Annotated in this window: 22 protein-coding genes; 11 read left to right on the top strand and 11 right to left on the bottom strand. The window is 74.9% G+C overall.

All coding sequences use genetic code 11. The features are described 5' to 3' along the window. Nucleotides 1-8 precede the first annotated feature (8 nt). Genes O7633_RS05635 through O7633_RS05620 form a run of 4 tightly spaced genes read left to right on the top strand, consistent with a single transcriptional unit; the run spans nt 9 to nt 4,608 of the window. Nucleotides 9-848 carry a cyclase family protein gene (locus O7633_RS05635; RefSeq protein ID WP_282326535.1) on the top strand — a complete coding sequence of 280 codons (840 nt, stop codon included), beginning with the start codon at nt 9-11 and terminating at the stop codon, nt 846-848. Beyond that, nucleotides 841-2,289: an MmgE/PrpD family protein gene (locus O7633_RS05630; RefSeq protein WP_282326533.1), complete on the top strand. Its 1,449-nt coding sequence runs from the start codon at nt 841-843 to the stop codon at nt 2,287-2,289. Before O7633_RS05635 ends, O7633_RS05630 begins: the two co-directional genes overlap by 8 nt. Continuing rightward, entirely contained in the window at nt 2,286-3,749 is a 1,464-nt protein-coding gene (locus O7633_RS05625) for a dihydroorotase family protein (RefSeq protein ID WP_282326530.1), read from the top strand. The genes O7633_RS05630 and O7633_RS05625 overlap by 4 nt, the downstream gene beginning before the upstream one ends. Before the next feature lie 4 nt (nt 3,750-3,753). Then, on the top strand, nt 3,754-4,608 hold the full coding sequence (locus tag O7633_RS05620; protein WP_282326528.1) for a CoA ester lyase: 855 nt from the start codon (nt 3,754-3,756) through the stop codon (nt 4,606-4,608). Nucleotides 4,609-4,621: 13 nt separating this feature from the next. Here the strand turns inward: O7633_RS05620 and O7633_RS05615 are convergent, their stop codons facing one another. After that, on the bottom strand, nt 4,622-6,946 hold the full coding sequence (locus O7633_RS05615; protein ID WP_282326526.1) for a glycoside hydrolase family 3 N-terminal domain-containing protein: 2,325 nt from the start codon (nt 6,944-6,946) through the stop codon (nt 4,622-4,624). Between the two features lie 57 nt (nt 6,947-7,003). Then, a complete protein-coding gene (locus tag O7633_RS05610; protein ID WP_282326524.1) occupies nt 7,004-9,043 on the bottom strand; it encodes a DNA/RNA non-specific endonuclease in 2,040 nt (679 codons plus the stop codon). Between the two features lie 322 nt (nt 9,044-9,365). On the opposite strand from O7633_RS05610, the gene O7633_RS05605 reads away from it, so the two are divergent. Beyond that, complete coding sequence (locus O7633_RS05605) at nt 9,366-9,959, top strand: DUF5134 domain-containing protein (protein WP_282326521.1); 594 nt, start codon at nt 9,366-9,368, stop codon at nt 9,957-9,959. Nucleotides 9,960-10,067: 108 nt separating this feature from the next. On the opposite strand, the gene O7633_RS05600 is transcribed toward O7633_RS05605, so the two are convergent. Continuing rightward, entirely contained in the window at nt 10,068-10,259 is a 192-nt protein-coding gene (locus O7633_RS05600; RefSeq protein WP_282326519.1) for a hypothetical protein, read from the bottom strand. A 380-nt stretch (nt 10,260-10,639) separates the two neighbouring features. On the opposite strand from O7633_RS05600, the gene O7633_RS05595 reads away from it, so the two are divergent. Beyond that, the gene (locus O7633_RS05595) at nt 10,640-10,903 is read left to right on the top strand and encodes a hypothetical protein (protein ID WP_282328473.1); all 264 of its coding nucleotides are present in this window, start codon (nt 10,640-10,642) and stop codon (nt 10,901-10,903) included. A gap of 78 nt (nt 10,904-10,981) precedes the next feature. Here the strand turns inward: O7633_RS05595 and O7633_RS05590 are convergent, their stop codons facing one another. Continuing rightward, nucleotides 10,982-11,710, bottom strand: a complete 729-nt coding sequence (locus O7633_RS05590; protein WP_282326517.1) for a hypothetical protein — start codon at nt 11,708-11,710, stop codon at nt 10,982-10,984. A gap of 344 nt (nt 11,711-12,054) precedes the next feature. Between O7633_RS05590 and O7633_RS05585 the strand changes: the two genes are divergently transcribed. The 5 genes from O7633_RS05585 (at nt 12,055) to O7633_RS05565 (ending at nt 17,196) form a co-directional block, all read left to right on the top strand. Next, complete coding sequence (locus O7633_RS05585) at nt 12,055-12,909, top strand: ABC transporter permease subunit (RefSeq protein ID WP_282326515.1); 855 nt, start codon at nt 12,055-12,057, stop codon at nt 12,907-12,909. Further along, the gene (locus O7633_RS05580) at nt 12,906-13,628 is read left to right on the top strand and encodes an ATP-binding cassette domain-containing protein (protein WP_282326514.1); all 723 of its coding nucleotides are present in this window, start codon (nt 12,906-12,908) and stop codon (nt 13,626-13,628) included. The genes O7633_RS05585 and O7633_RS05580 overlap by 4 nt, the downstream gene beginning before the upstream one ends. Before the next feature lie 115 nt (nt 13,629-13,743). After that, the gene (locus tag O7633_RS05575) at nt 13,744-14,766 is read left to right on the top strand and encodes an ABC transporter substrate-binding protein (RefSeq protein ID WP_278135909.1); all 1,023 of its coding nucleotides are present in this window, start codon (nt 13,744-13,746) and stop codon (nt 14,764-14,766) included. A gap of 7 nt (nt 14,767-14,773) precedes the next feature. Beyond that, nucleotides 14,774-16,261: an MFS transporter gene (locus tag O7633_RS05570; protein WP_282326511.1), complete on the top strand. Its 1,488-nt coding sequence runs from the start codon at nt 14,774-14,776 to the stop codon at nt 16,259-16,261. Nucleotides 16,262-16,293: 32 nt separating this feature from the next. Beyond that, nucleotides 16,294-17,196: an ABC transporter substrate-binding protein gene (locus O7633_RS05565; RefSeq protein WP_282326510.1), complete on the top strand. Its 903-nt coding sequence runs from the start codon at nt 16,294-16,296 to the stop codon at nt 17,194-17,196. Nucleotides 17,197-17,288: 92 nt separating this feature from the next. On the opposite strand, the gene O7633_RS05560 is transcribed toward O7633_RS05565, so the two are convergent. From O7633_RS05560 to O7633_RS05530, 7 genes are all read right to left on the bottom strand, one after another. Then, a complete protein-coding gene (locus O7633_RS05560; protein WP_282326509.1) occupies nt 17,289-19,355 on the bottom strand; it encodes a hypothetical protein in 2,067 nt (688 codons plus the stop codon). A gap of 35 nt (nt 19,356-19,390) precedes the next feature. Further along, nucleotides 19,391-20,461 carry a glycosidase gene (locus tag O7633_RS05555; RefSeq protein ID WP_178065036.1) on the bottom strand — a complete coding sequence of 357 codons (1,071 nt, stop codon included), beginning with the start codon at nt 20,459-20,461 and terminating at the stop codon, nt 19,391-19,393. A gap of 2 nt (nt 20,462-20,463) precedes the next feature. After that, nucleotides 20,464-21,309 carry a carbohydrate ABC transporter permease gene (locus O7633_RS05550; RefSeq protein ID WP_282326505.1) on the bottom strand — a complete coding sequence of 282 codons (846 nt, stop codon included), beginning with the start codon at nt 21,307-21,309 and terminating at the stop codon, nt 20,464-20,466. Between the two features lies 1 nt (nt 21,310). Continuing rightward, nucleotides 21,311-22,273 (bottom strand): sugar ABC transporter permease, encoded by a 963-nt coding sequence (locus O7633_RS05545; protein ID WP_074473185.1) that lies wholly within the window; start codon nt 22,271-22,273, stop codon nt 21,311-21,313. Then, on the bottom strand, nt 22,273-23,556 hold the full coding sequence (locus tag O7633_RS05540) for an extracellular solute-binding protein (protein WP_282326501.1): 1,284 nt from the start codon (nt 23,554-23,556) through the stop codon (nt 22,273-22,275). Before O7633_RS05540 ends, O7633_RS05545 begins: the two co-directional genes overlap by 1 nt. A 113-nt stretch (nt 23,557-23,669) precedes the next feature. Continuing rightward, nucleotides 23,670-24,701 (bottom strand): LacI family DNA-binding transcriptional regulator, encoded by a 1,032-nt coding sequence (locus O7633_RS05535; protein WP_282326500.1) that lies wholly within the window; start codon nt 24,699-24,701, stop codon nt 23,670-23,672. A 281-nt stretch (nt 24,702-24,982) separates the two neighbouring features. Further along, the gene (locus O7633_RS05530; protein WP_282326498.1) at nt 24,983-25,306 is read right to left on the bottom strand and encodes a CU044_2847 family protein; all 324 of its coding nucleotides are present in this window, start codon (nt 25,304-25,306) and stop codon (nt 24,983-24,985) included. Nucleotides 25,307-25,325: the final 19 nt, after the last annotated feature.

The following is a 25,325-nucleotide window of genomic DNA, read 5'->3' as shown; positions in this document are numbered from 1 at the left end:
GAGGAACCGTGACGACCACCGCCCGCCACGCCGACCGGCTGCTCGACGCCGTCCGCGCCGGAGTCGAGATCTACGACCTCGGCCGGCTGCTCTCGATCGGCATGCCCCAGTCGCCGAACCACCCGCCGTTCTGGCTGACCATGCCGCGCCGGCACGGTGACATGGTCCGCGCCGACGGCGGCTCGGCGGCCAACGACCTGCTGGTGATGGGCACCCACGTCGGCACGCACGTCGACGCCCTCGCCCACGTCTCCCACGACGGGCTGCTGCACGGCGGCGCGGACGCCGCCGCCGCCCAGTCCGGCGGGCGGTTCACCGAGCTCGGCGTGCACACCGTCGCGCCGATGGTCCGCCGGGGCGTCCTGCTCGACGTGCCCGCCGCCCTCGGCCGGCCCGACTGCCCGGCCGGCTACGAGATCACCCCCGCCGACCTGGACGCCGCCGTCGACCGGCAGGGCACCCCCGTGGAGCCCGGCGACGTGGTGCTCGTCCGCAGCGGCTGGGGCCGGCACTTCGACGACCCCGACCGCACCCGCTACGTCGGCCACGACTCGGGCGTGCCCGGGGTGGGCGCCGACGGCGCGCGGTGGCTCGCCGCGCACGGCGTGCACGCCGCCGGGGCCGACACCATCGCCTTCGAGTGCCTGCGCCCCGGCCAGGGCCACAGCAGCCTGCCCGCGCACCGGATCCTCCTGGTCGAGCACGGCGTCTACCTGATCGAGGCGATGGCGCTGGAGGAGCTCGCCCGCGACGCGGTGCACGAGTTCACCTTCGTGCTGGCCCCGCTGCCCCTGTACGGGGCCACCGGCTCGCCGGTGCGTCCGCTGGCGGTGGTGGGCCGTGGCTGAGCCGACCCTCGGGCGGGCCCTGGCCGCGTTCGCCGCCGACACGCCCGCCGCCGCGCTGCCCGCCGCCGTCGTCGACAGCGTCCGCCAGCGGGTGCTCGACGTCGTCGGGCTCTGCGTGGCCGCCGTCGACCTGCCGAGCAGCCGGGCCGCCCTGGCGTACGTCCGCGAGCAGGGCGGGCGGGGGCAGGCCCGGGCGATCGGGGTCGCCGACCCGGTGCCCGCCGCGCTGGCCGCGTTCGGCAACGGGGTGCTGGCGCACTCGCTGGACTACGACGACACCCACCTGCCGTCGGTGCTGCACCCGAGCGCGTCGGTGGTGCCGGCCGCGCTCGCCGCCGCCGAGCTCACCGGTGCGTCCGGCCGGGAGACCGTCGCCGCCGTCGCGGTGGGCCTGGAGGTGTGCGTGCGGCTCGGCATGGCCGGCTACGACCGCGCCGCCGGCAACTCGGTCTTCTTCGAGCACGGCCAGCACGCCACCTCCATCTGCGGCACCCTCGGCGGGGCGGTTGCCGCCGCCCGGCTGTTCGGGCTGGACGCCGGGCGCACCCTCGACGCGTTGGGCGTGGCCGCCTCGATGGCGGCCGGGCTGATCGAGGCCAACCGCACCGGCGGCACCGTCAAGCGGATCCACTGCGGCTGGGCGGCGCACTCGGCGGTGAGCGCGGCGGCCCTGGCCCGGCACGGCGTCACCGGCCCGCCCACCGTCCTGGAGGGCCGGTTCGGCTTCTTCGAGGCGTTCCTGCGCGGCGAGTACGACCCGGCGGAGATCACCACGGGGCTGGGCGTCGACTGGGCGGTGCCGGACATCTTCTTCAAGCCCTACCCGGCCAACCACTTCACCCACGCGGCCATCGACGCGGCGTTGGCGCTGCGCCGACGCGGCGTGCGCCCGTCCGACGTGGAGGCGGTGACCCTCGGCGTGCCCACCCCGGTCATCCGCACCATCGGGCAGCCCATCGACCGCAAGCGCCGCCCCACCACCGGCTACGAGGCCCAGTTCAGCGGCCCGTACGCGGTCGCCGCCGGCCTGCACGGCGGCGGGGTGCTCGGCGTCGGTCCGGACGACTTCACCGACGCCCTCGCCGTCGAGGAGTCCCGCCGGGCCGTGATGGCCCGCGTCGACGTGGTCCCCGACGAGCGCTGCGACGCGATCTTCCCGCACCAGTTCCCGGCCGTGCTGCGCGTGGTCACCCGCGACGGCCGGGAGTGGACCGAGGAGGTGCTGGCCAACCGGGGCGGCCCGGCCCGCCCGCTGACCACCGCCGAGCTGGCCCTGAAGTTCCGGCACAACGTCGCCGGCCGGCTGCCCGCCGACGTCGCCGAATCCGTCGAGCGGGAGATCGCCGCCCTCGACACCGCCCCCGACGTCCGGCGGCTGGCCGGCCTGCTCGCCGCCGCCGCGGCACCCGACACCCGACACCCGACAGGAGTGAGCGCATGACGACCTTCGACCTGCTGCTGCGCAACGTGCGCCTGGTCCGGCACGACCGGCCCGACACCGAGACGGTGGACATCGGCGTCACCGCCGGCAGGGTCACCCGGGTCGCGCCGGGCCTCGACCCGGCCGACGCCGCGACCGTGCACGACGGGCAGGGGAAGCTGGCCTTCCCCGGCGTCGTCGACGCCCACCAGCACTGGGGCATCTACAACCCGCTCGCCGAGGACACCGCCTCGGAGAGCCGCGCCAGCGCCCAGGGCGGCGTCACCACCGCCCTGACCTACATGCGCACCGGGCAGTACTACCTCAACCGGGGCGGCCGGTACGAGGACTTCTTCCCCGACGTGCTCGCCGCCAGCGCCGGCCGCTCCCACATCGACTACGGCTTCCACCTGGCCCCGATGATGCGCGAGCACATCGACGAGCTGCCCGACCTGGTCGACCGGTTCGGGGTGACCTCCTTCAAGATCTTCATGTTCTACGGCGGGCACGGCCTGCACGGCCGCTCGGCCGACCAGAACTCGTTCCTGATGATCCCCGAGGGCGAACGCTACGACTACGCCCACTTCGAGTTCGTGATGCGCGGCGTGCAGGCGGCCCGGGAACGCTTCCCCGAGCTGGCCGACCAGATCTCCCTGTCGCTGCACTGCGAGACCGCCGAGATCATGAGCGCCTACACCCGGCAGGTGGAGCAGGAGGGCCGGCTGCGCGGGCTGGAGGCGTACCACGCCTCCCGGCCGCCGCACTCCGAGGGGCTCGCCGTCTCCATCGCCTCGTACCTGGCCCACGAGACGGGCCTGCCCACCATCAACCTGCTGCACCTGTCCTCGGCCAAGGCGCTCGACGCGGCCCTGCGGATGGCCGAGGCGTTCCCGCACATCGACTTCCGCCGCGAGGTGACCATCGGGCACCTGCTGGCCGACATCACCACCGCGCACGGTCTCGGCGGCAAGGTCAACCCGCCCCTGCGTCCCCGCGCCGACGTCGAGGCGCTCTGGGGGCACCTGCTCGACGGGCACGTCGACTGGGTGGTCAGCGACCACGCCTGCTGCAAGGACGAGGTCAAGTTCGGTGAGCCCCGCGACGACGTCTTCGTCGCCAAGTCCGGCTTCGGCGGGGCCGAGTACCTGCTGCCCGGCCTGCTCACCGAGGGCCGCCGCCGGGGCCTGCCGCTGTCCCGGGTCGCGGAGCTGACCTCGTGGAACCCGGCCCGTCGCTTCGGCCTGGCCGGCAAGGGCGCGGTCGCCGAGGGCTACGACGCCGACCTCTGCCTGGTCGACGACGACCACACCTGGACGGTCCGGGCCGCGGACTCCGAGTCCACCCAGGAGTACACGCCGTTCGAGGGCTTCGAGCTGACCGCCCGGGTCACCGACACCTTCGTCCGGGGCGAGCACGTCCTCGTCGACGGCAAGGTCACCGGCAGCCCGCAGGGCCGCTACGTGCCCCGGGCCGGGCGGTAGCGCCGTGTCCCCCGTCGCCCGCAGCTACCTCTACGTCCCCGGGGACCGGGAGGAGCTGCTGCGCAAGGCCCCCGGCCGGGGCGCCGACGCGCTCGTGCTCGACCTGGAGGACGCCGTCACCCCGGCACGCAAGGACGAGGCCCGCCGGGCGGTCGCCGCCGCGCTGGCCGCCCCGGCCACCACCGAGACCTGGGTACGGATCAACAGCGACCAGGTCGACGCCGACGTCGCGGTGCTCTCCGCGGCGGCGGCCGGGGTGTGGGTGCCGAAGGCGGAACCGGAGCTGCTGGCCGAGGTCGACCGGGCGCTGGCCGGGGTGGAACGCCGGCTCGGGCTGCCCGGGGCCACCTTCGCGGTCGTCGCCCTGATCGAGACCGCCCGGGGGGTCCTCACCTGCCCGCAGGTCGCCGCCGCCCCGAGGGTGCTCCGGCTCGGGCTCGGCGAGGCGGACCTGGCGGGGGAGCTGGGCCTGCAACCGGGGCCGGACCGGGCCGAACTCGCCCCGATCCGCTCGCAGGTCGTCGTCGCCTCCGCCGGGGCGCGGATCGTCGCGCCCGTCGGCCCCGTCGAGACGACGCTGCGCGACCCGGACCGGCTGGCGGCCGGCACGCGGACGCTGCTGCGCCAGGGGTTCCGGGCGCGCAGCGCCATCCACCCCGGCCAGCTCGCCACCATCAACGCCGTCTTCACGCCCGGCCCGGCGGAGGTGGCCGCCGCCCGGGAGGTGGTCGAGGCGCTGGACCGGGCCGCCCGCGACGGATCCGGCGTGGCGACCGACGCCCAGGGCCGGCTGCTGGACCGGGCGGTGGTCCGCGCCGCCACGGAGGTGCTGCGCCGCGCCGAGCGGCACGCCGGCTAGGCCGCCCCGGCGGTCAGCCCGCCGCCCGGACGGTGAACGGGGCCCGCAGCAGCGTCTCCGCCCGCGACGACGGGCCGACGAGCAGCGTGAAGTCGCCCGGCTCGACCACCCGCACGCCCCGGCCGTCGACGATGGCGCAGTCGGCGACGGGGACGTCGATCCGCACCGTGGCGGCCTGTCCCGGCTCCAGCGCCACCTGCCGGAACGCCTTGAGCTCCTTGTCCGCCCAGCTCACGGAGGTGACGTCGTCGCTGACGTACGCCTGGACGGTCTCCAGGACCGGCCGGGTCCCGGTGTTGCGGACGGTGACCTCGGCGCGGACGGTGTCCGTCGGCGCGAGCTCGCCCGGGGCGACCCGCAGGTCGGCGTACTCGACGGTCGTGTAGGACAGGCCGTCGCCGAAGGCGAAGGCGGGGCGCTGGGTCAGGTCGGCGTAGCGGGAGCCGTGCTGGCCACGGATCTGGTTGTAGTAGGTGGGCTGCTGCCCGACGTGCCGGGCGAACGAGATGGGCAGCCGCCCGGCGGGCTCGACGAGGCCGAGCAGCAGCTCGGCGACCGCCCGGCCGCCCCGCATGCCCGGGTTGGCCGCCCAGAGCAGGGCGGCGGCGTCGAGCGCCGAGTCGGGCAGCACCAGCGGCTTGGACGCGAGCAGCACGACGACCATCGGCGTGCCGGTCGCGGCGAGGGCGTCCAGCAGGGCGATCTGCCCGCCGACCAGGTTGAGCGTCGCGGTGCTGCACCCCTCGCCGACCAGCTCGATGCGGTCGCCGACGACCGCGACGACGTAGTCGGCCCGCTCGGCGGCGGCGACCGCCTCGGCGATCAGCGCCGCGTCCGGCGGGCAGGGCAGGACGACCTGCGGGCGGGGCTGGCCGTCGGGGAACAGCGTCCCCTCGGGGTCGGGGGCCATGGTGAGGATGTCGGCGCCGCGCGCGTGGGTGACCGCCCAGCCGTCGGGCACGTGGTCGCGCAGCCCGTCGAGGACCGTGGTGATCATGTCGCGGGGCTGGCCGTCGCGCATCCAGTCGGCCTGCCCGGAGGAGCCGGCCCAGTCGCCGAGCTGGGTCTGCGCGTCGTCGGCGAGCGGGCCGACGACCGCGACCGTGCGCGGCGGGCCGCCGTCGCCCCGGGCCCGCCCGGCGGCGTCGGCCGCGAACCCGCCCGCGAGCGGGAGCACCCCGTCGTTGCGCAGCAGCACCAGCGACCGGCGGGCGACCTCCAGGTTGAGCGCGGCGTGCGGCGCGCTGCCGATCACCGCCCGCTGCCGGGCGACGTCCGGGCGGCGGGGGTCCTCGAACAGGCCCAGCTCGAACTTCAGGGCCAGGATGCGGGAGACGGCGTCGTCGAGGTCCGACTCGACCAGCAGGCCCCGCGCGACCGCCTCCTGGGCGCCCTGGAAGAACTGCGGGGTCGTCATGATCATGTTGTTGCCGGCCCGCACGGCCGCGGCGGCGGCGTGCGCGTGGTCGGGCTGCACCCGCTGCTCCCAGACCATCCGGCCCACGTTGTCCCAGTCGGTGACCAGCATGCCCGGCCAGCCCCACTCGCCGCGCAGCACGTCGGTCAGGAGCCAGTCGTTGACGGTGATCGGCACGCCGTCGGTGCTCTGGTAACCGAGCATGAACGTGCGGCACCCCTCGCGCGCCACCCGCTCGAACGGCGGCAGGAACCACGCGCGCAGCTTGCGCCGCGACAGGTCCGCCTCGGTGGCGTCCCGGCCGCCCTGGGTCTCCGAGTAGCCGGCGAAGTGCTTGGCGGTGGCCAGCACGGCGGTCGGGTCGGCCAGGTCCGCGCCCTGGTAGCCGCGCACCATCGCGGCGGCCAGCTCGCCGATCAGGAACGGGTCCTCGCCGAACGTCTCGTCGACCCGGCCCCAGCGCAGGTCCCGCGCGATGCACAGCACGGGGGAGAAGGTCCAGTGCACGCCGGTCGGGGCGACCTCGACGGCGGTGGCGCGGGCGACCCGCTCGACGAGCTCCGGCGACCAGCTGGCGGCCATGCCGAGCTGGGTCGGGAAGATCGTCGCGCCGGGGAAGAACGAGTGCCCGTGGATGCAGTCCTCGCCGACCAGCAGCGGGATGCGCAGCCGGGTGCGGGCGGTCAGCTCGTGCGCCTCGACCACCCGCGCGGGGGAGGTGTGCAGGATGGACCCGACGTGCTTGCCGAGGATGTGGTCGGCCAGGTCACCGTGGGAGTCGAGCTGCATCATCTGGCCGACCTTCTCCGCCAGGCTCATCCGCCCGAGCAGGTGGGCCACCCGCTGCGCGGTCGGCCGGGTCGGGTCGAGGTGCGGCAGGTCGGCGCTGATCGGGTCTGCGATGCTCCGGGACGCGGTCACCGCCCGACCGTACACACCCGCGCGCCGTCCCGGGGTCCGCGCCGGTGGCCGCGCGGCTCAGAGCACGATCTGGCGCGGGTCGTCGATCTCCCGGACACCGGTCCCCTCCAGCCGGGCGAGGGGATCGGCGTCGCGCAGGGCCCCGAACGACAACCGGGTGAGGGCCTCGACGCGGTTCACCGGCACCTGGTACGTCCGGTACGCGCCGTACGAGAACGCCGCCGGCACCAGCTCCAGGCCCGCGATCAGGTCCGCCTGGCTGAGCAGGTACGCGGTGGCGGAGAGCGCGCCGTCCGCCCGGACCATCGCGGCGACCTTCCAGAACTGCCGGGGCAGCTGCACGCCCCGGTACGGGTCGTCGTCGTCGGCCAGGACGGGGCCGGTGAAGACGCTGACCCTCAGGTCGAGGTTGTCGGCGTTCTCCAGCAGGTAGTCCTCCAGCCCGGCCCAGGTCGTCTTGTTCTGGTTGAAGTCCTCGTGCTGCGGCGAGCAGTTGGTGAAGTGGAACGTGTCGTCGTTGGCGGCCTTGGCGACGGCGCGCGACGCGCCCCACGCGGGGTCGAGCCGGCGGACGAGGTGGCCGCGGTCGAGCGGGTTGGCGGCATAGACCTCCTCCCCGGTCTGCTCGTCGGCGGCCACCCGGGGGTCGAGCGTCCACCGGTCGGGCTCCCGCCTGAGGCGGACGCTGGTGTTGCCGTCGATGTTGACGGCGGTGAAGAACGCCAGCCGGCGCAGCCGGTGCAGCACGACGCTGAAGTGGTGGTACGGCAGCACGTACCGGGGCCCGGCGGTGGCCTGCCGGTTGACCGCCGCCAGCGGCACCTGGCCGGCGGCCAGGGCCGGCAGCGGCACCGGATGGCCCCCGCCGAGGAAGAGCGGGTCGTAGCCCGCCCGGTCCGTGTAGCCGGGGTCGACGCCGGCGGCCTCGCGCGCGGCGGGCGGGCCCGCCACCAGGCCGGTCGGCCCGCCCGCCGCCGGGCCGACCGGGCGGCGGGCGGCGTGGCCGTCGAACGGCGCGACCGGGCGGCGGGGCGCGTGGCCGTCGAACGGCGCGACCGGGCCGGGCCGGGCGAGACCGGCCGGGCCGGGAAGCTGCTCCGCCGGGCCGGTCGAGGGCAGGGTGCTGCCGGTGGCGAAGAGCCCGTCCAGCAGGAGCTGCCGCGCCGGGGGCAGGGACTGCCGCCGCAGGAAGGCCAGCAGCCGGCTGACGCGCAGCCCCTCGTTGACGATGCCGCCGAGCTCGTCGTGCCCCGGCGCGGGGGTGCTGGCGTGGTGCAGCGCGACGACCTCCCACTGGTCGTTGAACACGGGCGAGCCCGACGAGCCGGGCTGGGTGTCGGTCTCGTAGTGCAGGAAGCTGTCGACCACGTCGACGACCCGGTTCTCGCGCAGCGCCACCTGCTTCTTGCCCCCGCACGGGTGCTGCACGATGCTCACGAAGTCGCCGACGATGGCCTTGCCCTCGGACTCGATCAGCCGGTTGAAGCCGAACGGGCCCAGCTCGGCCGGTGCCCCCGCGACCGCCACCAGCGCGAAGTCCAGCTCGGCGTCGGCGAGGAAGAAGCGCCCCGGGTCCAGGGCGAACGCCCGCAGCGGCAGCGGGGTCCCGTCGGGGCCGTCCTGGTAGTCGAACTCGATGCCGCTCTGCGCGGCGACGTCCTCGTCGGGCAGCACGTGGTGGTTGGTCAGCAGCAGTTCGGCGGTCACCATCGAGCCGGTGCCGTAGCCCGTGAGCCGCCCCCGCCCGTCGCGGATGTTGACCCGGCCCACCGCGCGGGCGGCGACGACCCCGCCTTCGAGGTAGGCCACGCCGAGCAGGTCGTCGGACTGGATGATGCGTTCGAGGGTGACGCCCGCCGCCGTCACCGCGTCGGTGTCACCCGCCCGGATCGCCGCGGGGTTGATCGGGCACACGTCCGGGTGGTAGCGGCTCAGCCGGTCGATGCGGGTCGCCACCCGCTCCGGCTCGTCGGCGCGGGCCAGCCCGCCGGGGCGGCGCAGGATCTCGATCCGCTCCCCGCGCGCGGGGGTCCTGCCGGCCACCCGCGCCGCGACGGCGTCCTGCTGCCGCCCGGCCTGCCTGGTCCTCAGCTCCATGGTCGACCTCACGTCCCCCGTCACCGCAGCGTCGTGCCGCCGCGGGTCGGAGCAGGGGTGCCGCCGGCCGGCACGGGCCAGACTACGGCCGATCCCGGCCGGCGGCGGCCGTTCGCGCAGATCGGCCGGGCCCGCCCGGCCCGATGCCGACGCCGCGCCCCGGTCAGGTCCGACCCGGTGCCGACGCCGCGCCCGACCCGGCCCGGCGGGTGCCGACGGAGAGGGCAACTTCGCGCACAGACGCCGGCGTCCGCGCCGACTAGCGTCGGCCCTGACCCCCTGCCCACGGGCCCGGGACCGGTCGGACGAGGGGAGCGAGCCCATGGTGTTCCCGGCGCTGCAATGGCCGATGACGCTGGCCCTGGTGGCCGTGACGTCCTACCACGGGTTCCGGTTCGTGGGCCTGGCATCGGCGGGGGCGGGCCGGGCCGTCCGGGGCCGGCTCGCCGAGGGCGTCCACCTGCTCATGGGGGTGGCGATGACCGCGATGGTGTGGGCGCTCGGGGTGCCGTCGGCGGTGTGGGCCGTCCTGTTCGTGCCGGCCGGGCTCTGGTTCGCGGCGTTGACGGCCCGCCGCCCGGCGGCACGCGGCTCGCGGGCAGTCACCTTCTACTTCGCCCTCGCGTCGGCGGCGATGGTGTGGATGACCGGCCTGCCGGGCGGCCACGCCGGGCCGCACGGCCAGCACGGCGGGGCCACGTCGGCGGGCTGGTGGCCGCCGCTGGTCAGCCTGGCCCTGGGCGGTTACCTGCTGCTCGCTGCGGGCTGGTGGGCGGCCCGGGGCGTACGCCTGACCCCGGCCTGGCGCGACCACGTGCCCGCCGGCCGGCCGGTGGCGGCCGGGGCGCGGGCCGAGGGCCTCTGCCACGCCACGATGGGCGTCGTCATGGGGCTCATGCTGCTGGCGACGGTGTAGGCGTGCAGTTCTGCGTGGTGTGGGCCGCGTCGGTCGACTCGACGGCAGGTCACGTACGACGCACCCCGCCTCCGAAGCGGGGGAGGGCGCGGCTGCTGATGGTGCCGGTCAGTCCTCGTCGGCTGGGCTGGGGCGGTTGTGCGCAATCCAGGCCCGGACGGCCGCGCCATCCCAGACGCGGCCCATCTTCAAGGTGACGAGGGGGTCGGGGAACCCCTTGCGGCCAACGATGATCGTGGCGCGCTGCTTGCTGATCCCGCCAAGCAAGTCGCGGATCTCATCCAACCCGAGCAGCTCCACGATCTGACGGTATGGCCCCAGGGTAGTGCATCAAGTAGAACTGGGTGAGGCAACGCCTATGGGGGTTGTCTTCGTGCAACTCCTGTGATGCCATGGATTGATGACCGCTCGCGGACCCGCTTCGCCTGTCCGGACCTGCGCGGGGTGTGGCTCGCCCCGGTCTCGTCCCGTATGCCGGCTCCCGATCTCTGGCAGGCCGTGGCTAGGGGTTCGGTGGTGACCGTGCGTCGGCTGCCCCCGCTGATCGTGGATGCCTGGCGTGCCCTCGACTGGCACAAGCATCGGCGGTGTTCCGCCTGCCGCCCGACCGGCGGGTGCCCCGTGCTGGAGTTGGCCCGGACACGGATCAGGGCGTGGCGACGCTTTGGCCTCCGCCGATGATCGAGCTGAGAGCCGGGGACGTCCTCCACATCACGGCCGCGTGCAGCGTCCAGTTCACGAATCCGATGATGTTCCGCCTGATCAAGGTGCGGCACGACCTGGTGACCTACGACCACTGGATCTGGCTCGACGGCTACCAGCTCGACGCTAAAGGTGAGGCGGTGGCCCGACGGGAGATCTTCGTCCTGTGGGCGGGGCTGACGGTCCAGCGACCAGCCGCCCCGACGCAACCGAGGCGGTCCGTATCGGCTGCGCGGGTCTGAAGCCGGTCTCAGAGCGGGATCCGGTGTGAACCTTGGAAGATTCCGGCCCCCACAGGGGCCCGTTGCTTCCAAGATCTCCTAGCGCCGGCCCGCGCCGGCCTGCGTCGGTGCCGGCGTCGGCACGGCGTCGGGTCGCGCGGTCGTACCGGCCAGGGCGGGGCGGTTCTGCCGTCGCCGCAGCACCAGCCACGTGCCGAGGACGACCAGGGAGATCAGCGGCGCCGGGTGGCCGAGCAGCGCGGCGGCGGCGAGGTCGGCGGCCACGCCGACGACGGTGGCCACGAAGACCCAGCGCGGCGCGGTCCCGGCGGCCTGCCGCCGGTCCGCCGGCATCCAGCGGGTCGTCGACCAGGGCTTGGCCACGGACACCCAGGCCTGGAAGGCGATGGCGCCGGCCATCAGCGCCGACCCGACGGCCAGCGGCACGGCGGGTCCCCGCGCGCCCGTGCTGGCCGCCGCGGCGGAGTCGGCCAGCGCCGAGCCGAGGACGAAGATCCCGAGGTGGAGCTGGGCCAGGGTGATCACGAACTTGACCAGCACCCAGCGGTAGCGGAAGAAGCCCCACGGGGTCGCGGCGGCGAGCATGAACCCGGTGAACGCCGAGGCGTTGGCCAGTGGCGCGAGCAGGCGTCCGTCGAGCACCTGCGCCATGGAGGTGGCGGCGACGGCCACCTCCCGGTCGGGCGTGGTGAGGCTGGTGGTGAGCAGCACGCAGAGCGCGAGGGCCTGCGCCATCCAGCCCACCGAGGTCGTCACGTGCAGCCACAGCGCGAGCTGACGCCAGCGCCGTACGGAGAGCGAAGCCATGGGCCCACGCTCGCAGTGGGCCGCCCGGCCGGCCAGGGGAGAAAACCCGGGACCGGCGGGCCGGCCACCCCGGACCCTTCTCGGGGGATCCCCTACGGACGGGCGAGGGGGCGCAGGTCCGCGCCTGGGCGGACAATCGCCGCCGGGGCGCCCGGTCGACAGGCGGTCACGCCGAGTCAACTGTCGGCTACCCGACATTCGTCATCTCGATGGATGGGACGCGTCTTGCTACCCTACTAAACCTACCTGCAGGATAGGAAATCGAAGGCCGGCGCGTACGCGCTGGTCAACGACCTGCCGCAGTCGGGGACGACGCGGCCCCCGTACCGAAGGATGGGATCCCGATGACCGTCGCGCACTCCGTCGCCGCCGAGGAGGTCGCGCTCGGCGGCGGTCGCCCGCCCGCCCCGCCGGGCCGCCCGCCCGCCCGCGACGTCGTGGGACGCCTCACCCGGCCGCTGCCCGCGCTGCTGCTCGTCGGCCTGCTCGCGGCCGGCTGGCAGCTCATGGCCGACGCCTCCGGCAGCGCGTTGATCCCCGGCCTCGGCGACGTCGCCCGCAACCTGGTCGACATCGCCGCCAGCGGCGCGCTGTGGGAGAACGTGCGCGTCACCCTCACCCGGGTCGCGCTGGGCTTCGCGGCGGCGTTCGTCGTGTCCGTCGCCGCCGGCATCGCGATGGGCCGCAGCGAGTGGCTACGCCGCTTCCTGGAGCCCGCCGTCCTCATCGGACTGGCCACCCCCGGCCTGGTCAAGGCCCTGCTGTGCGTCATCTGGTTCGGGGTGAGCCTGCTCAACCCCATCCTCACCGTGGCGCTCGCGGCGGCCCCCGCGCTGACCATCAACGTCGCGCAGGGCGTCCGCTCGGTCGACCCGGCGCTGGGCGAGATGGCCCACGTCTACCGCCTCGACGCGCTGACCCGGCTGCGGTACGTGTGGCTGCCCGCCATCGTCCCCGACCTGTTCACCGGGGCGCGCCTCGGCATCGCGATGGCGTGGAAGGTCATCGTGCTGGTGGAGATCTTCGGCCTCGCCGACGGCGTCGGCTACCAGCTCAACCTGGAGTTCTCCCAGCACAACGTGGCCGGCGTGCTCGCCTGGACCGTCGCCTTCGCCCTCGTCATGGCCGCCATCGAGTACGGGCTGCTGCAGACCCTGGAGCGCCGCGCGGTGCGCTGGCGGCGGGGTGCGCTGCGATGAGCGTCCGGATCAGCCTCGACGGCGTCGACAAGGCGTTCACCGACCGGCGCACCGGCGAGCGGCAGCAGATCCTCCGCGACTTCTCCCTCACCCTCGCGCCCGACGAGCTGGTCGCCGTCGTCGGCGGCTCCGGCACCGGCAAGACGACCCTGATGCACCTGATCGCCGGCCTGGAACGCCCCGACGCGGGCACCGTCTCCACCGGCGGCGGGCGGCCCCGCCTCGGCATGGTGTTCCAGCAGCCCCGCCTGCTGGACTGGACCTCCGTCGAGACCAACGTGCGGCTCGCCGCGACCGCGGCCGGCGTCGACCCCGCCGAGGTCGCGCCGATCCTCGCCGCCGTCGGCCTGACCGACTACGCCCGCTCGTACCCGTCGGTGCTCTCCGGCGGGCAGCGCCAGCGCGTCGCCGTGGCCCGCGCGTTCGTCGTACGCCCGGAGGTGCTGTTGCTCGACGAGCCGTTCAGCGCGCTGGACGAGCTGACCGCCCGCCGCCTGCGGCTGCTGTTGCAGCAGCTCTGGCTGCGCGCCCCGCGCACCGGCCTGCTGGTCACCCACAACGCGCTGGAGGCGGCCTTCCTCGCCGACCGGGTGGTGGTCCTCGGTGGACGCCCCGCCGAGGTGGTGCGGGAGTACCGCATCGACCGCCCGCGTCCCCGCAGCCCCGAGGACCCCGAGCTGTTCGACGTGCACCGCCGCATCGTCGCCGCCCTCACCTGAGCCGGCCTCGCCCCGAGCCGCCCCACCTGAACCCGCCCCACCCCGGCGCGGCCACCGGCCCGCCGCCCTCACCCCGCGAGCCGGGGCACCCCTGAGTCACCTGGAAGGAACCACCGTGTCCACGACACCCCTCACCCGACGATCCCTGCTGCGCGCCGCCGGGCTCCTCGCCGGCGGCGCCGGCGCGGCCACCCTGCTGACCGCCTGCGGCGTCGACGAGCCGGCCGCCGCCGGTGGCGGCGGCACCCGCGGCGCCAAGGTGCAGCCCCGCAGCCCCGGCACGGCGGGGGCGATCCGCGACTCGGTCGCCGAGCAGTTCGGCCTTGAGGCCAAGCACGGGCTCCGCCTCGACCGCAAGGCCGGCGGCGGCCCCGGCGCGGGGCAGGAGCAGCTGCTCACCGGCGTGCTCGACATCTACGCGTTCGGCCCGCTGGGCGCGACCGAGGTGAACACCAGCGGCCACGACGTGGTCATCGTCGGGCCGTCGCTGTGGAACCACGGCCGCTGGATCGTCCCGGCCGACAGCCCGTACCAGAGCATCGCCGACCTCAAGGGCAGGAAGGTCGGCGTGCAGCCGCCCAGCAGCGACACCTACCGGGCGGCGGCGCTCGCCTCGGCGGTCAACGGCATCCGCTTCGACCGCGAGTTCAAGCTGTTCACCGGGCAGCCCATCGCCAACCTCGCGCTCTACGAGCGCGGCGACCTCGACGCGATCATCGCCATCGAGCCCAACGCCACCCGCCTCGTCGCCGCCGGCAACCGGCAGCTCGCCTCCGTCGGCGAGCTGTGGCAGAAGGGCACCGGCGACAGCAGCCCGCTGTTCCTCAACGGCACCGCCGTGCGCCGCGACTGGCTGGCCGCCAACCGGGAGACCGCGAAGGCGTACGTCGACTTCACCCTGGAGGCGTGGCGGCTGATCAAGCAGGACCCGGCCCTGATCGGGAAGTACCACGCCGACTACGGCGTCCCCGCCGGGGAGAAGAAGGCCATCGAGCTGCTGCCCGGCCGGCTCGCCCCCGTCTACGCCGACGGGTGGGACGACACCGTCTTCGCCAACCTGGAGAAGCAGATCGACCTGGCCATCGAGGTCGGCGTGCTGAAGAAGCGGGCCGACAAGCCGGTGTACGAGAAGCTCTGAGCCGGCGATGACCCTCACCTGGCGCAGCCGCGCCGCCCTGCTGGTCTGCTGCGGGACGCTGTTCCTCGGCGTCCTCGACGGCGCGGCGCTGAACCTGGCCCTGCCGTCGGTGCAGCGCGACCTGCGGCTGAGCACGGTCGAGCTCCAGTGGGTGGCGACCAGCAACGCGCTGGTGCGGGCCAGCCTCACCCTGCTGTGCGGGGCGGTCGCCGACCGGTACGGGCGGCGGCGGATGTTCCGGGTCGGGCTGCTGGTGTTCGTCGCGGGGTCGCTGCTGTGCGGGGCGGCCCCGCACGCGCCCGCCCTGACCGCCGCCCGCGGCGTGCAGGGCGTCGGGGGCGCGCTGATGGCCCCGCCCGCCCTCGCCCTCATCGCCAACCTGTTCCCCGACGCGCTGCGGCGCGGCCGGGCGCTGGGCACCTGGAGCGCGACGGCCGGGGTCTCCGCCGCCTGCGGGCCCCTGGTCGGCGGGGTGCTGGTGCAGGCCGCCGGCTGGCGCAGCCTCTTCGCCGTCAGCGTGGCCGGCGCGGCGGTGCTCTACGCGGGCACCCGGCTGCTGCCGCCGGGCGTCGTCGACGGCCCGCCCCGCCGCCTCGACGGGCTGGGCAACACCCTGGCCGCCCTGGTGCTGGTCGGCTTCACGTTCGCGCTGATCGACGGCCCGAGCCGGGGCTGGCTGACCGGGCCCGTCCTGGTCGCGGTGGCCGTGGCGGTGGCGGCCGCCGTCGGGTACGTTCCGGCGGCCCGCCGCCGCCCCGACCCGGTGCTCGACCCGCGCCACCTGGCGATCCCGGCGCTGCGCGGCGCGGTGCTCACCGCGGTCGTGGCCTACCTGGCGCTGGGCGGGTTCACCTTCGTCAACACGTTCTACCTGCAACAGGTGCGCGGGTTCAGCCCGCTGGCCACCGGCCTGCTCACCCTGCCCACCACCCTCGGCACGCTCGTGCTCGCCAACGTCTCCGGCCGGATCGTCGGCCGGCACGGCGGCCGGCTGCCCGCCACCGTCGGGCACCTGTCGTTCGTGGCGTCGATGACCCTGCTCGCCCTGACCGTCACCGCCGACGCGGGCCTGGCCCCGCTGCTCGTCGGCTACCTCCTGCTCGGGGCGGGCATGGGCCTGGTCAACCCGCCGGCCACCAACACGGCCGTGAACAGCCTGCCCCGCGAGCGGGCCGGGGTGGCCAGCGCCATCACCAGCGCCTCCCGGCAGATCGGCACCAACCTCGGCGTCGCCGTCCTCGGCGCGGTGGTGGTCTCGGTGCTGGCCCTGACCGGCCAGCCGACCGACGACATCGCCCGGGTCGCCGCCGAGGCCGGCGACGACTTCACCACCGCCCTGCGCGTCGCGTACGCGCTGGTGGCGGCGACCGCCGCGTACTGCGCGTACGCGACGTGGCGGCTGTTCCGGCCGCCACCCGACCGGCCGGCCGGAGAGGAGGTGGTGGAGATCGAGGACGCGCCGACGGCACCACCGACCGCGACAACCGCCAGCTAACGCACAACAACCAAGCAGAAGGGACCACCCCGGTGACACTCAAGAAGGTCAGGAGCGTCCGCAGCGGCGCCATCTTCACCCTGCCGTACCTCGTCGGCCTGGAACACGGCTACTTCGCCGAGGAGGGCATCGACCTGGAGCTGGTCGCCCCCGGCTCGTACGACGCGGTGCTCAAGCCGATCGAGGAGCACGAGCTGGTCAGCTCGTTCGGCGGCATCTCCACGCCGTTCGAGAGCGGCGACGTCTCCCTCTACCGGGCCTGCGAGTGGGGGCAGATCCGCCGCTCCCACGACAGCACCCGGGGCGGGCAGATCATCGCCAAGCGCGCCTCCGTGGCCAGCCAGGCGATCTTCGTGCGGCCCGACTCCGACATCAAGCACCCGCAGGGCCTGGCCGGCAGGACCGTCGGCGTCAACTTCCACCACGGCTCGCACTACCTGGCCATCCAGTCCCTCGAAGGGTTCCTGGAGTCCGACGAGATCAAGGTGGTGCACGCCGGCGGGCCGGCCGAGCGGTTCCGCAAGCTGCGCGACGGCGAGGTCGACGCCGTGGCCCTGATGGAGCCGTGGACCACCGCCGCCGAGAAGCTCGGCTACGTGCTGGTCACCGAGGCGTTCTACGTCGGCTCGGAGATCGCCAGCGCCGACGTCGACCCGGAGACCTTCGCCGCCGTCGACCGGGCCGTCCGCCGGGCCGTCAAGAAGATCAACGAGGACATCCGGCCGTACCTGCACCACTTCGTCGCCGAGGTCCCCGAGGACCTGGTGAAGCTGGAGCCGGCGGACTTCCGGCTCGGCCGGCTGCGCTACGTCGACCCCGAGCCCTACCCGGAGGCCGAGTTCGCGCGCACCTACCGGTGGATGGTGAAGTGGGGCCTCATCGCGCCCGAGTCGACGTTCGACTCCATCGTGGACAACCGCGTCGTCACGGTCTGACCCGCGTGCGGGGGCCGGCCCGGCCGACGACGTCCGGGCCGGCCCCGCGCCACGATCAGCAGCGCCGCACGACGGGTCAGCGGCTCCGACGGTCAGCGGCGCACGACCGTGAAGCCGCCGGGCAGCACCACCGCCGGCACGGTCGCGCCGGACACCACCGTCCGCGACCGGCGCGCCCCCGCCGAGTCGTACGCCTCGACGACGGCCCGCCCCGCGCCGGGCAGGGTGACCGTGGCCGTGCGCGGCGTGCGGGCGGCGCTGCGCAGCACCGCCGTGGCGTGGCCGCCCCCGGCGACGACGAACCGGGACAGCAGCGGCTCCAGCATGACCGCGTCGACCACCGCGCCGTCCCCGGCGGCCGTGGCCACCAGCGCCGTCGCCCCCGCCGGCAGCTCGCCCGGCCCGGACGGGGTCACCGGCAGCAGCACCCCCGGCGCGGGGGAGGCGCCCTGCGCGCCGGCCCGCCCGTGCCGCACCTGGCCCAGCGGCAGCTCCCGGCCGTCGCCGGACACGCCCGCCCAGCGGGTGACCGCCGACGCGCCGGGGGTCAGGTCGACCACCGGCAGCACCAGCTCCGGCTGGGCCGACGGCGGCAGCTCCCAGCGCACGGTCGACCCGGCGGGCATCCGCACGAGGCTGCCGCCGCTGATCGACGACTCCCCGGTCCACGACGAGGCCGGGGTCACCATGGCGGCCCCGCCGTCGCGCGCGCCCTGCTCCGCCTCGACCACCCGGGTGCCGACCCGCTCGACGATCCGGCCCTGCCGGGCCGCCTGCGCCACCTGCGGCCGGGCTTCCAGGGCGAGCATGCTGAGCAGGCCGTGGATGGTCGACTCGGCCCCGGAGTTGCGGTTGACCGCCCCGTCGCCGGAGATGCCGTCGATCGTGCGCCCCGTCGCCGGGTCGTACGCCGGCACGCCGGCCGCGTTCGCGCCGAAGTACCAGGCGGCGACCACCCCGGCGAGCTGGTCGAAGCCGCCGCGCCCGGTGGCGTCGGCGACGGCGAGCAGCGACTGTAGGCGGGAGTCCACGCCGTAGGCGATCTGGCTGCGGTCCACCGGCGTGGGGATCCGCCCGTTGTCCGGGCCGCCGGAGGTGAGCAGCCACGGGGTGAACGTGGCGGAGTCGGCCACCGCCGGGTCGAGCAGCCGCCGGTCGCCGAGCGCCCTGCCGGCGGCGGCCAGCGCCGCCGGCATCTGCGAGCCCCAGCCGTGCCACATCGACCGCGACAGCGCCCACGGGCGCACCGCCCCGAACGGCCAGTGCCGGGCGTCGCCGCCGGCCAGGGCGGCGATGCCCTCGGCGAAGCGGCGCAGCGCCCGCCGGGCCGCCGCCGGGCCACCGGCCCGCACGTACGCGGCCAGCCCGAGGACCGCCTCGGCGGTGGCGTCGGCCCCGTCGGCGATCAGCCACGCGGGGGCGCGCTCGCCGTCGACGGTCTGGAACGTGCCGTACCGGGACAGCACCTGCCGCTCCAGCGCCCCGACGGCCAGGTCGAGGCGCTCGCGCAGGAAACCGGCGAACCCGGCGTCGGCGGCGCGCCAGGCCGCGTACCCCTCGCCGAGCGCCCACACGGTGCGGGCCAGCCAGTACGACGGGCCGCTGTCGGACGGGTCCGGCAGCTCCACCGGCTCGGCGCTCGGGTGGAGCGTGCCGTCGGGCTGCGCCCACAGCACCACGTTGCCGGCGTGCGGCCCGGTCGTCGTCTGCAGGTAGGTCAGGCCGCGCAGCAGCTCCCGGGAGGCGTCCCGGCTGCCGGTCGCCCCGGTCTGCGCCCAGTGCCGCAGGTAGACCACGGCGGCCCGGGACACGTCGTCGGCGTTGTACGCGCCCTGCCCCCACGTGTCGGTGGCCGCGTCGTACGCGCCGCCGCCGACGCGGCGCAGGTTCCCGTCCGGCCCCGGCTCCGCGTACGTCCACAGCATGCCGACCTCGGGGGACTCGGCGAGCCGGTAGGTGGTGTGCCCGTCCTGGGCGGGCGGGGCGACGGCCTGGCGCAGGAAGTCCAGGTGCGAAAGGTTCGTCAGCGGCCCGCCGGCCGGGCCCGAGGCGGTGGACGGCCCGGCGGCCGGGGCGGCGGGGGCGGCCCCGGCGGGGGAGCCGGCGAACAGGGGGGTGGTCAGGGCGAGCCCGCCCAGCATCAGGGTGCGGCGCTTCACGGTGGCTCCTCGGCGCGGTCGGGGCAGGGGTGTCGTCACGGCAGCCGGTCCAGCCGGGCCACGCCGATGCGGGAGTCGGCCATGCCGTAGAAGACGTAGCGGACGCCGTCGACCTCCTCGATGGCGGTCGGGAAGACCACGTTCGGCACGGTGCCGCTGCGTTCCTCGGCCAGCTCCGGCACGAGGATCGGCTCGGCGGTGCGGGCCAGCACCCGGGCCGGGTCGGCCGGGTCGAGCAGCATCGCCCCGGCGGCGTACTCGACGCGCTGGGTGGTGGGGTCGAAGCCCTCGGGGATCTCGCCGGTGACCCCGTGGTGGATCAGCAGCCAGCCCTCGGGCACCCGCAGCGGCGGCGGGCCCGCGCCGATCTTCAGCTCCTCGTAGGGAAACTCCGACAGCGCCACGCAGCGGTGCCCGCGCAGCCGCACGAGCGCCCCGACGTCGGCGCGCACCTCGTCGACCGGCACGTAGGAGATCCAGATGCCGGGCCGCTCGTCGGTGACGCCGGCCGGCAGGTGCACCCCCTCGCCGGGGCGGAACCAGCCCAGGTCCCACATCGGCCGGTGCAGCATCGCGAAGCAGTCCCGCCCGTCCGGGCCGGGCACCGGCTCGGGGAAGAACACGGCGTCCTTGTTGGGGAACATGTTCAGGTCGGTGTCCAGGTCGGGCTGGTAGCCGAACTGCACCGGCCCGAGCCGCCGCCAGTGCCGCAGGTCCTCCGACACCGCCAGGGCCAGGCGCGGGCCCAGCGGCCCGTACGCGACGTACGTCATCAGGTGCCTGCCGAGGTCCGGCACCCAGGTCGTGCGGGGGTCCTCGACCCCGGCGTTGTTCGTGCCCCGCTCCCAGCCCTCGTCGGGGGCCAGGACGACGCCCGCGCGGCGGACCCCGGCCGGCACGCCGTCGCGCAACTCGACCTCGGCGAGGCCGACCCGGGACACGTTGCCCTCGGCCACGAGGCGGGGCAGCAGGTGCAGCCGCCCGTCGGGGGTGCGACCGCTGGCCGGGTTGAGCACCCCCTCGGCCTCAAGGGGCTGGCCGGGCTCGGGCGTCATCACGACGCCGACCCTGGTCAGGGTGTAGGGGACGGTGGTGGAGACAGTCATCGTCAACCTTTCACGCCGGAACCGATGTCGGTGGAGACGAAGTGCTTCTGGAAGGCCAGGAACAGCCCGACCGCCGGGGCGGCCAGGACGCACGCCCCGGCCAGCACCGCCCCGTACGGGTTGGCGGCGCGGGCCGCCACGTTGCTGATGTAGTTGGCCAGCGAAACCGCCAGCGGCTGCATGTCCGCCTGCTTGGTGACCAGGAACGGCCAGAGGAACTCGTTCCACGGGCCGATGAACGTCAGCAGGACGACGGTCAGCAGCGCCGGGCGCACCAGCGGCAGCGCCACCGACCAGAGCACCCGCAGCTCGCCCGCGCCGTCGACGCGGGCGGCGGCGAACAGCTCGTCGGGCAGTTGCAGGAAGAACTGCCGGAACACGAACACGGCCGTGGTGTTGATCGCGAACGGCAGGATCATCCCGAGGTACGAGTCGGCCAGCCCGTAGCCGCGCACGATCAGCACGTACAGGGGGATCAGCAGGAGCTGGAACGGGATCACCTGCACCAGCAGCACGAGCGCGAACAGCGTGCCCCGGCCGCGGAAGCGCAGCCGCGCCAGCGCGTAGCCGGCGAGGATGCCGAAGACGACCGTGCAGGCGATCACCCCGCCGGTGAAGATCCCCGAGTTGACCAGGGAGCCGAGCAGGTCCACCCGGGCGTTGATGTCCCGGTAGTTGTCCAGGGTCAGCCCCGAGGTGGGGAACGCCCCGGCCGGGGAGGTGTCCGGTTCGGCCTGCAACGAGCCGACGAACATGTAGTAGAAGGGGAACAGGAAGACCAGCGCGCCGCCGAACAGCGCGACGGCGCGCAGCGCCGTGACGGGTCGCTTCCCGGGTGTGCGTGGCATGTCAGTCCCTCTCCAGCAGCCGCCGGTTGATCGCCGAGACCACCAGTACGCCGATCACCAGCAGCACGCCGATGGCGGCGGCGACGTCGGGCTGGCCCTGCTGGATGCCGCGCTGGTACATCACCAGCACCGGCGACGCCGACGACCCGTTCGGGCCGCCGCCGCCGGTGAGCAGGTACGGCTCGGTGAACAGGTTCGCGCCGGTGATGGTGGCCAGGATGACCACCAGGGCGGTCGCCGGGCGCACCGCCGGCACGGTCACCGAGCGGAACCGGGCCCACGCCGACGCCCCGTCGACGGCCGCCGACTCGTAGAGCTCCTTCGGCACGTTCTGCAGCGCGGCGAGGTAGAGCAGGATGAAGAAGCCGAGCTGCTTCCAGGCCACGAACACCGCGATGACCGGCATCGCGAGGCCCTCGTTGACCAGCCAGGACGGGTCGGGCGCGAGTGGACCGAGCACCCGGTTGACCAGCCCGTCGGAGTTGAACAGGAACAGCCACACCCCGACGACGGCGACGCTCGCGGTGACGTACGGGACGTAGAAGGCGACCCGCAGGAACGTCCGTGCCCGCACCACCCTGTTCAGCGCCACCGCCAGCAGCAGCGCCAGCCCGGCGGTGAGCGGCACGTTGATGACGAGGAAGACGCCGATGTTGCCGAACGCCTGGCGCACCTGCGGGTCGGTCAGCACCGCGCGGTAGTTGTCCAGCCCGACGAAGGGCCGGTCCACCACCGCGCCGGGGGCGGCGAAGAAGTAGTCGTGGAAGCTCATCCAGACCGCGAACCCGAGCGGATAGGCGAAGACCGCGGCGACGAACACGGCGTACGGCGCGGCCAGGAGCAGGCCCACCGGGTGACGGCCGAGCACCGCCGCCACCCGGCCGCGCGGGGCGCGGCGTCCGGCGCCGTCGCCGCCGGCCACCGGCCCGGCCGTGGCGGCGGCTGCGGCGTGGGCGGCGGCCATCAGGAGGCGGCGAGCTGCTCGGCCTTCTCCGCGGCGGCGGAGAGGGCGTCGGGCACCGGCTTCTTGCCGAAGATCACCGATTCGGTGTACGCGTCGCGGAACGCCTGCCAGATGGCCACGGAGTTGGGCACGTTGGGCACCTCGACGGTGCGCGCGGCCTGCTGGGCGAAGCCCTGGTAGGCCGGGTTCTTCGCGAAGTGGTCGGGGTACGCGGCCGGCAGGTCGGCGCGCAGCGGCATCTGGCCGGTGGCGGTGAGCAGCGCGCCGTCCTGTTCCTTGCTGGTGGCGAACTTCAGCACGTCCCAGGCGGTGGCCCGGTTCTGGCAGGCCGAGTACATGGCGACGTTCTTGGCGTCGCTGAACGTCCGCACCTGGTCGGCGGGGACGCCGGTGGAGGTGGGCACCGGCACGGCGCCCCAGGAGACCTTGTCCCGGTAGACCGAGATGGCCCACGGGCCGACGATGGCCATGGCGGCCTTGCCGTCGGCGAAGGAGTCGCCGTTGTACTTCTCCTTGGGGGCCAGGCCCTCGGCGTAGAGGGTCTTCCAGAACTCGGCGACCCGCTGCCCCTCGGGGGAGGCGAACTGCGGCTTGCCGCCGTCGAGGAGCTGCCTGCCGCCGGTCTCGGCGGCGAACAGCGGGTAGAAGTCGAACCAGGACTGGAAGAACTCGCTGGTCGGCGCGGGGTAGATCGCGGCCGGCGCGGCGCCGGACGACTTGATCTTGCGGGCGGCGGCGAGGAACTGGTCGTACGTGGCCAGCTGCGGCTTCTCCGGGTCGAGGCCCGCCCTGGCGAAGACCTTCTTGTTGTAGAAGATCATCACCGGGTTCGACTTCCACGGGAGCTGGTAGAACCTGCCGTCCGGCGACTTGTACTGCTCGGCCGTCGCGCCCGTGCGCGCGGTGATGTAGTCGGTGGCGTCGGCGAAGGAGTCGAGCGCGACGAGGCCGCCCTGCTTCTGGAACTGCGGCACGGCGGCGGGAGCGGTGTTGAAGATCAGGCACGGGGCGTTGCCGGCGGTGATGGCCGCCCCGATGACCTCCTCGGAGCTGGTGCCCGCCGGGATCTCCTGGGCGGTGATCGTCTGGTCGGCGTGCTGGGCGTTCCACGCCTGCACCATCGCCTTGCCCCAGGCGACCTCCTCGGCGTTGTTGGACAGCCAGATCGTGATCGGGCCGCGGGCGGCGTTGGCCTTGCCGGCGTCGCCGCCGCCGGAGCCGCCGCAGCCGGCGGTGGCGGCCAGGGCGACGGTCAGCAGGGCGGCGGGAAGGGTCCGTCTCATGTCTTCTCCGATCCGGGACGGGGTCAGGTTCGTCCGCCCGCCGGGCCGGTGGCCGTCGGCGGTGCGGGTGAGGCGGTGCTGCGGGTGCTGTGGTCGGGTGTGGCGGGCTCGGGTCAGGGGCGTCGGGTGGGTGGTGGCGCCGTCGATCCGCGCACGACCAGTGGCGCGGGTGGGGTGGGGAGGTCCGCGCCGGGCCGGCCGTCGATGAGGTCGAGCAGGGCGTCGGCGGCGGCCCGGCCCCAGCCGAAGGGGTCGGTGCGGACGGTGGTGAGGGTGGGGGTGACGTAGCCGGCGAGCTCCGTGTCGTCGAAGCCGGTGATCGACAACTCGTCGGGCACCTTGATGCCGAGCTGGACGGCGACCGAGAGGCCGGCGATCGCCATCAGGTCGTTGCCGTAGACGATCGCGGTGGGTGGGTCGCCGGTGGCGAGCAGCGCGCGGGTGGCCTGCGCGCCGCCGGCCGCCGAGAAGTCCGACTCGACGCACGGGCCGGGGGTCAGGCCGGCGTCGGCGAGGGCCTGCTCCCACGCCTGGCGGCGCACGGCGCCGTGCAGGAAGTGCAGCGGCCCCGAGACGTGGGCGATGCGGCGGTGCCCGAGCCCCGCCAGGTGGGTCACGGCCGCCGTGACCCCGGGCCGGTCGTCGACCAGCAGCGCGGGATGCTTGCTGGGCACGTCCGGCCGGCCGATGGTGACCGCCGGCAGCCCCAGCTCGGCCAGCAGGGCGATCCGCGGGTCGCCGAGCCGCAGGTCGAGCACGAACACCCCGTCGACCCGTTCGGCCGTGGCGAGCCGGCGGTAGCTGGCCTCCTCCGCGGACAGGTCCGGCACCACCTGGAGCACCAGGGACTGCCCCCGGTCGGACAGGGTCCGCTCCACGCCGGCGATGAACGACGGGTAGAACGGGTCGGCCCCGAGCAGCTCGGGCGGCCGTGCGATCACCATGCCGACGCTGAACGCCCGCGACGCGGACAGGGCCCGGGCCCGGTGGCTCGGGGCCCAGCCCAGCGACGCGGCCACGGCCAGGATGCGGGCCCGGGTCTCCTCGGCCACCCCGGGACGCCCGTTGAGTGCGAAGGACACCGCGCCCTTGGACACCCCGGCCGCCTTCGCGACGTCGGTGATGGTCGGTCGGCTCGGTCCCACGCGCGGCATCCTCTCGGCCCTGTTCCGGCAACGTTCGGTTCACACCGATGCAACAAACGACCCCCGTTGGAGAGGGACGCTAGACCGGTTTAGTAGCCCGCGCAAGCCCAGCGCCGACCCCGTTCGCCCGGTCCCGGCGCGCTCACGCAGCGTGGCGGGGGCGGGGTCCGCGCGCACGAAGGGCCGCCCGGCGGTTCGCCGGGCGGCCCGATGTCGTCGCGTACGAGCAGGTCAGGACAGGGTGCGGGTGCCGGCAGGGCCGGGCGCCCCCGACCGCGTCGTCAGACGCCCGGCTCCCGGTGCCAGCGCACCGTCACCTGGAGTTGCCCCTGCACGCCGGTGCGGGCGATCAGCGCCCCCGCGTCGGCCGTCAGCTGGATCCCGAAGCTGATCTCCACTTCGTCCGGCCGGTCCACCATGGACCGGAACTCGGTGAGCGCGGCCGACGCGGCGTCCCGCGCCTGGCCGATCGCCCTGTTGAAGCTCACGCCGGCCCGGCGGAGCACCTCGTCGGCGGCGGACGCCGGGGCGATCCCCGGCGTCTCGTCCACGGCCACGAGCACGGTCCCCCCGCCGTCGAGGGCGAACTCGACCACCTCGCTCATCCACTGTCCCTTCTCGATG

The sequence above is a fragment of the Micromonospora sp. WMMD712 genome (assembly GCF_029581295.1).
In the GTDB taxonomy this organism is placed as follows: Bacteria; Actinomycetota; Actinomycetes; order Mycobacteriales; family Micromonosporaceae; genus Micromonospora; species Micromonospora carbonacea.
Note: the sequence above shows the minus strand (reverse complement) of the source record. Positions and strands in the feature narration are given on the sequence as shown.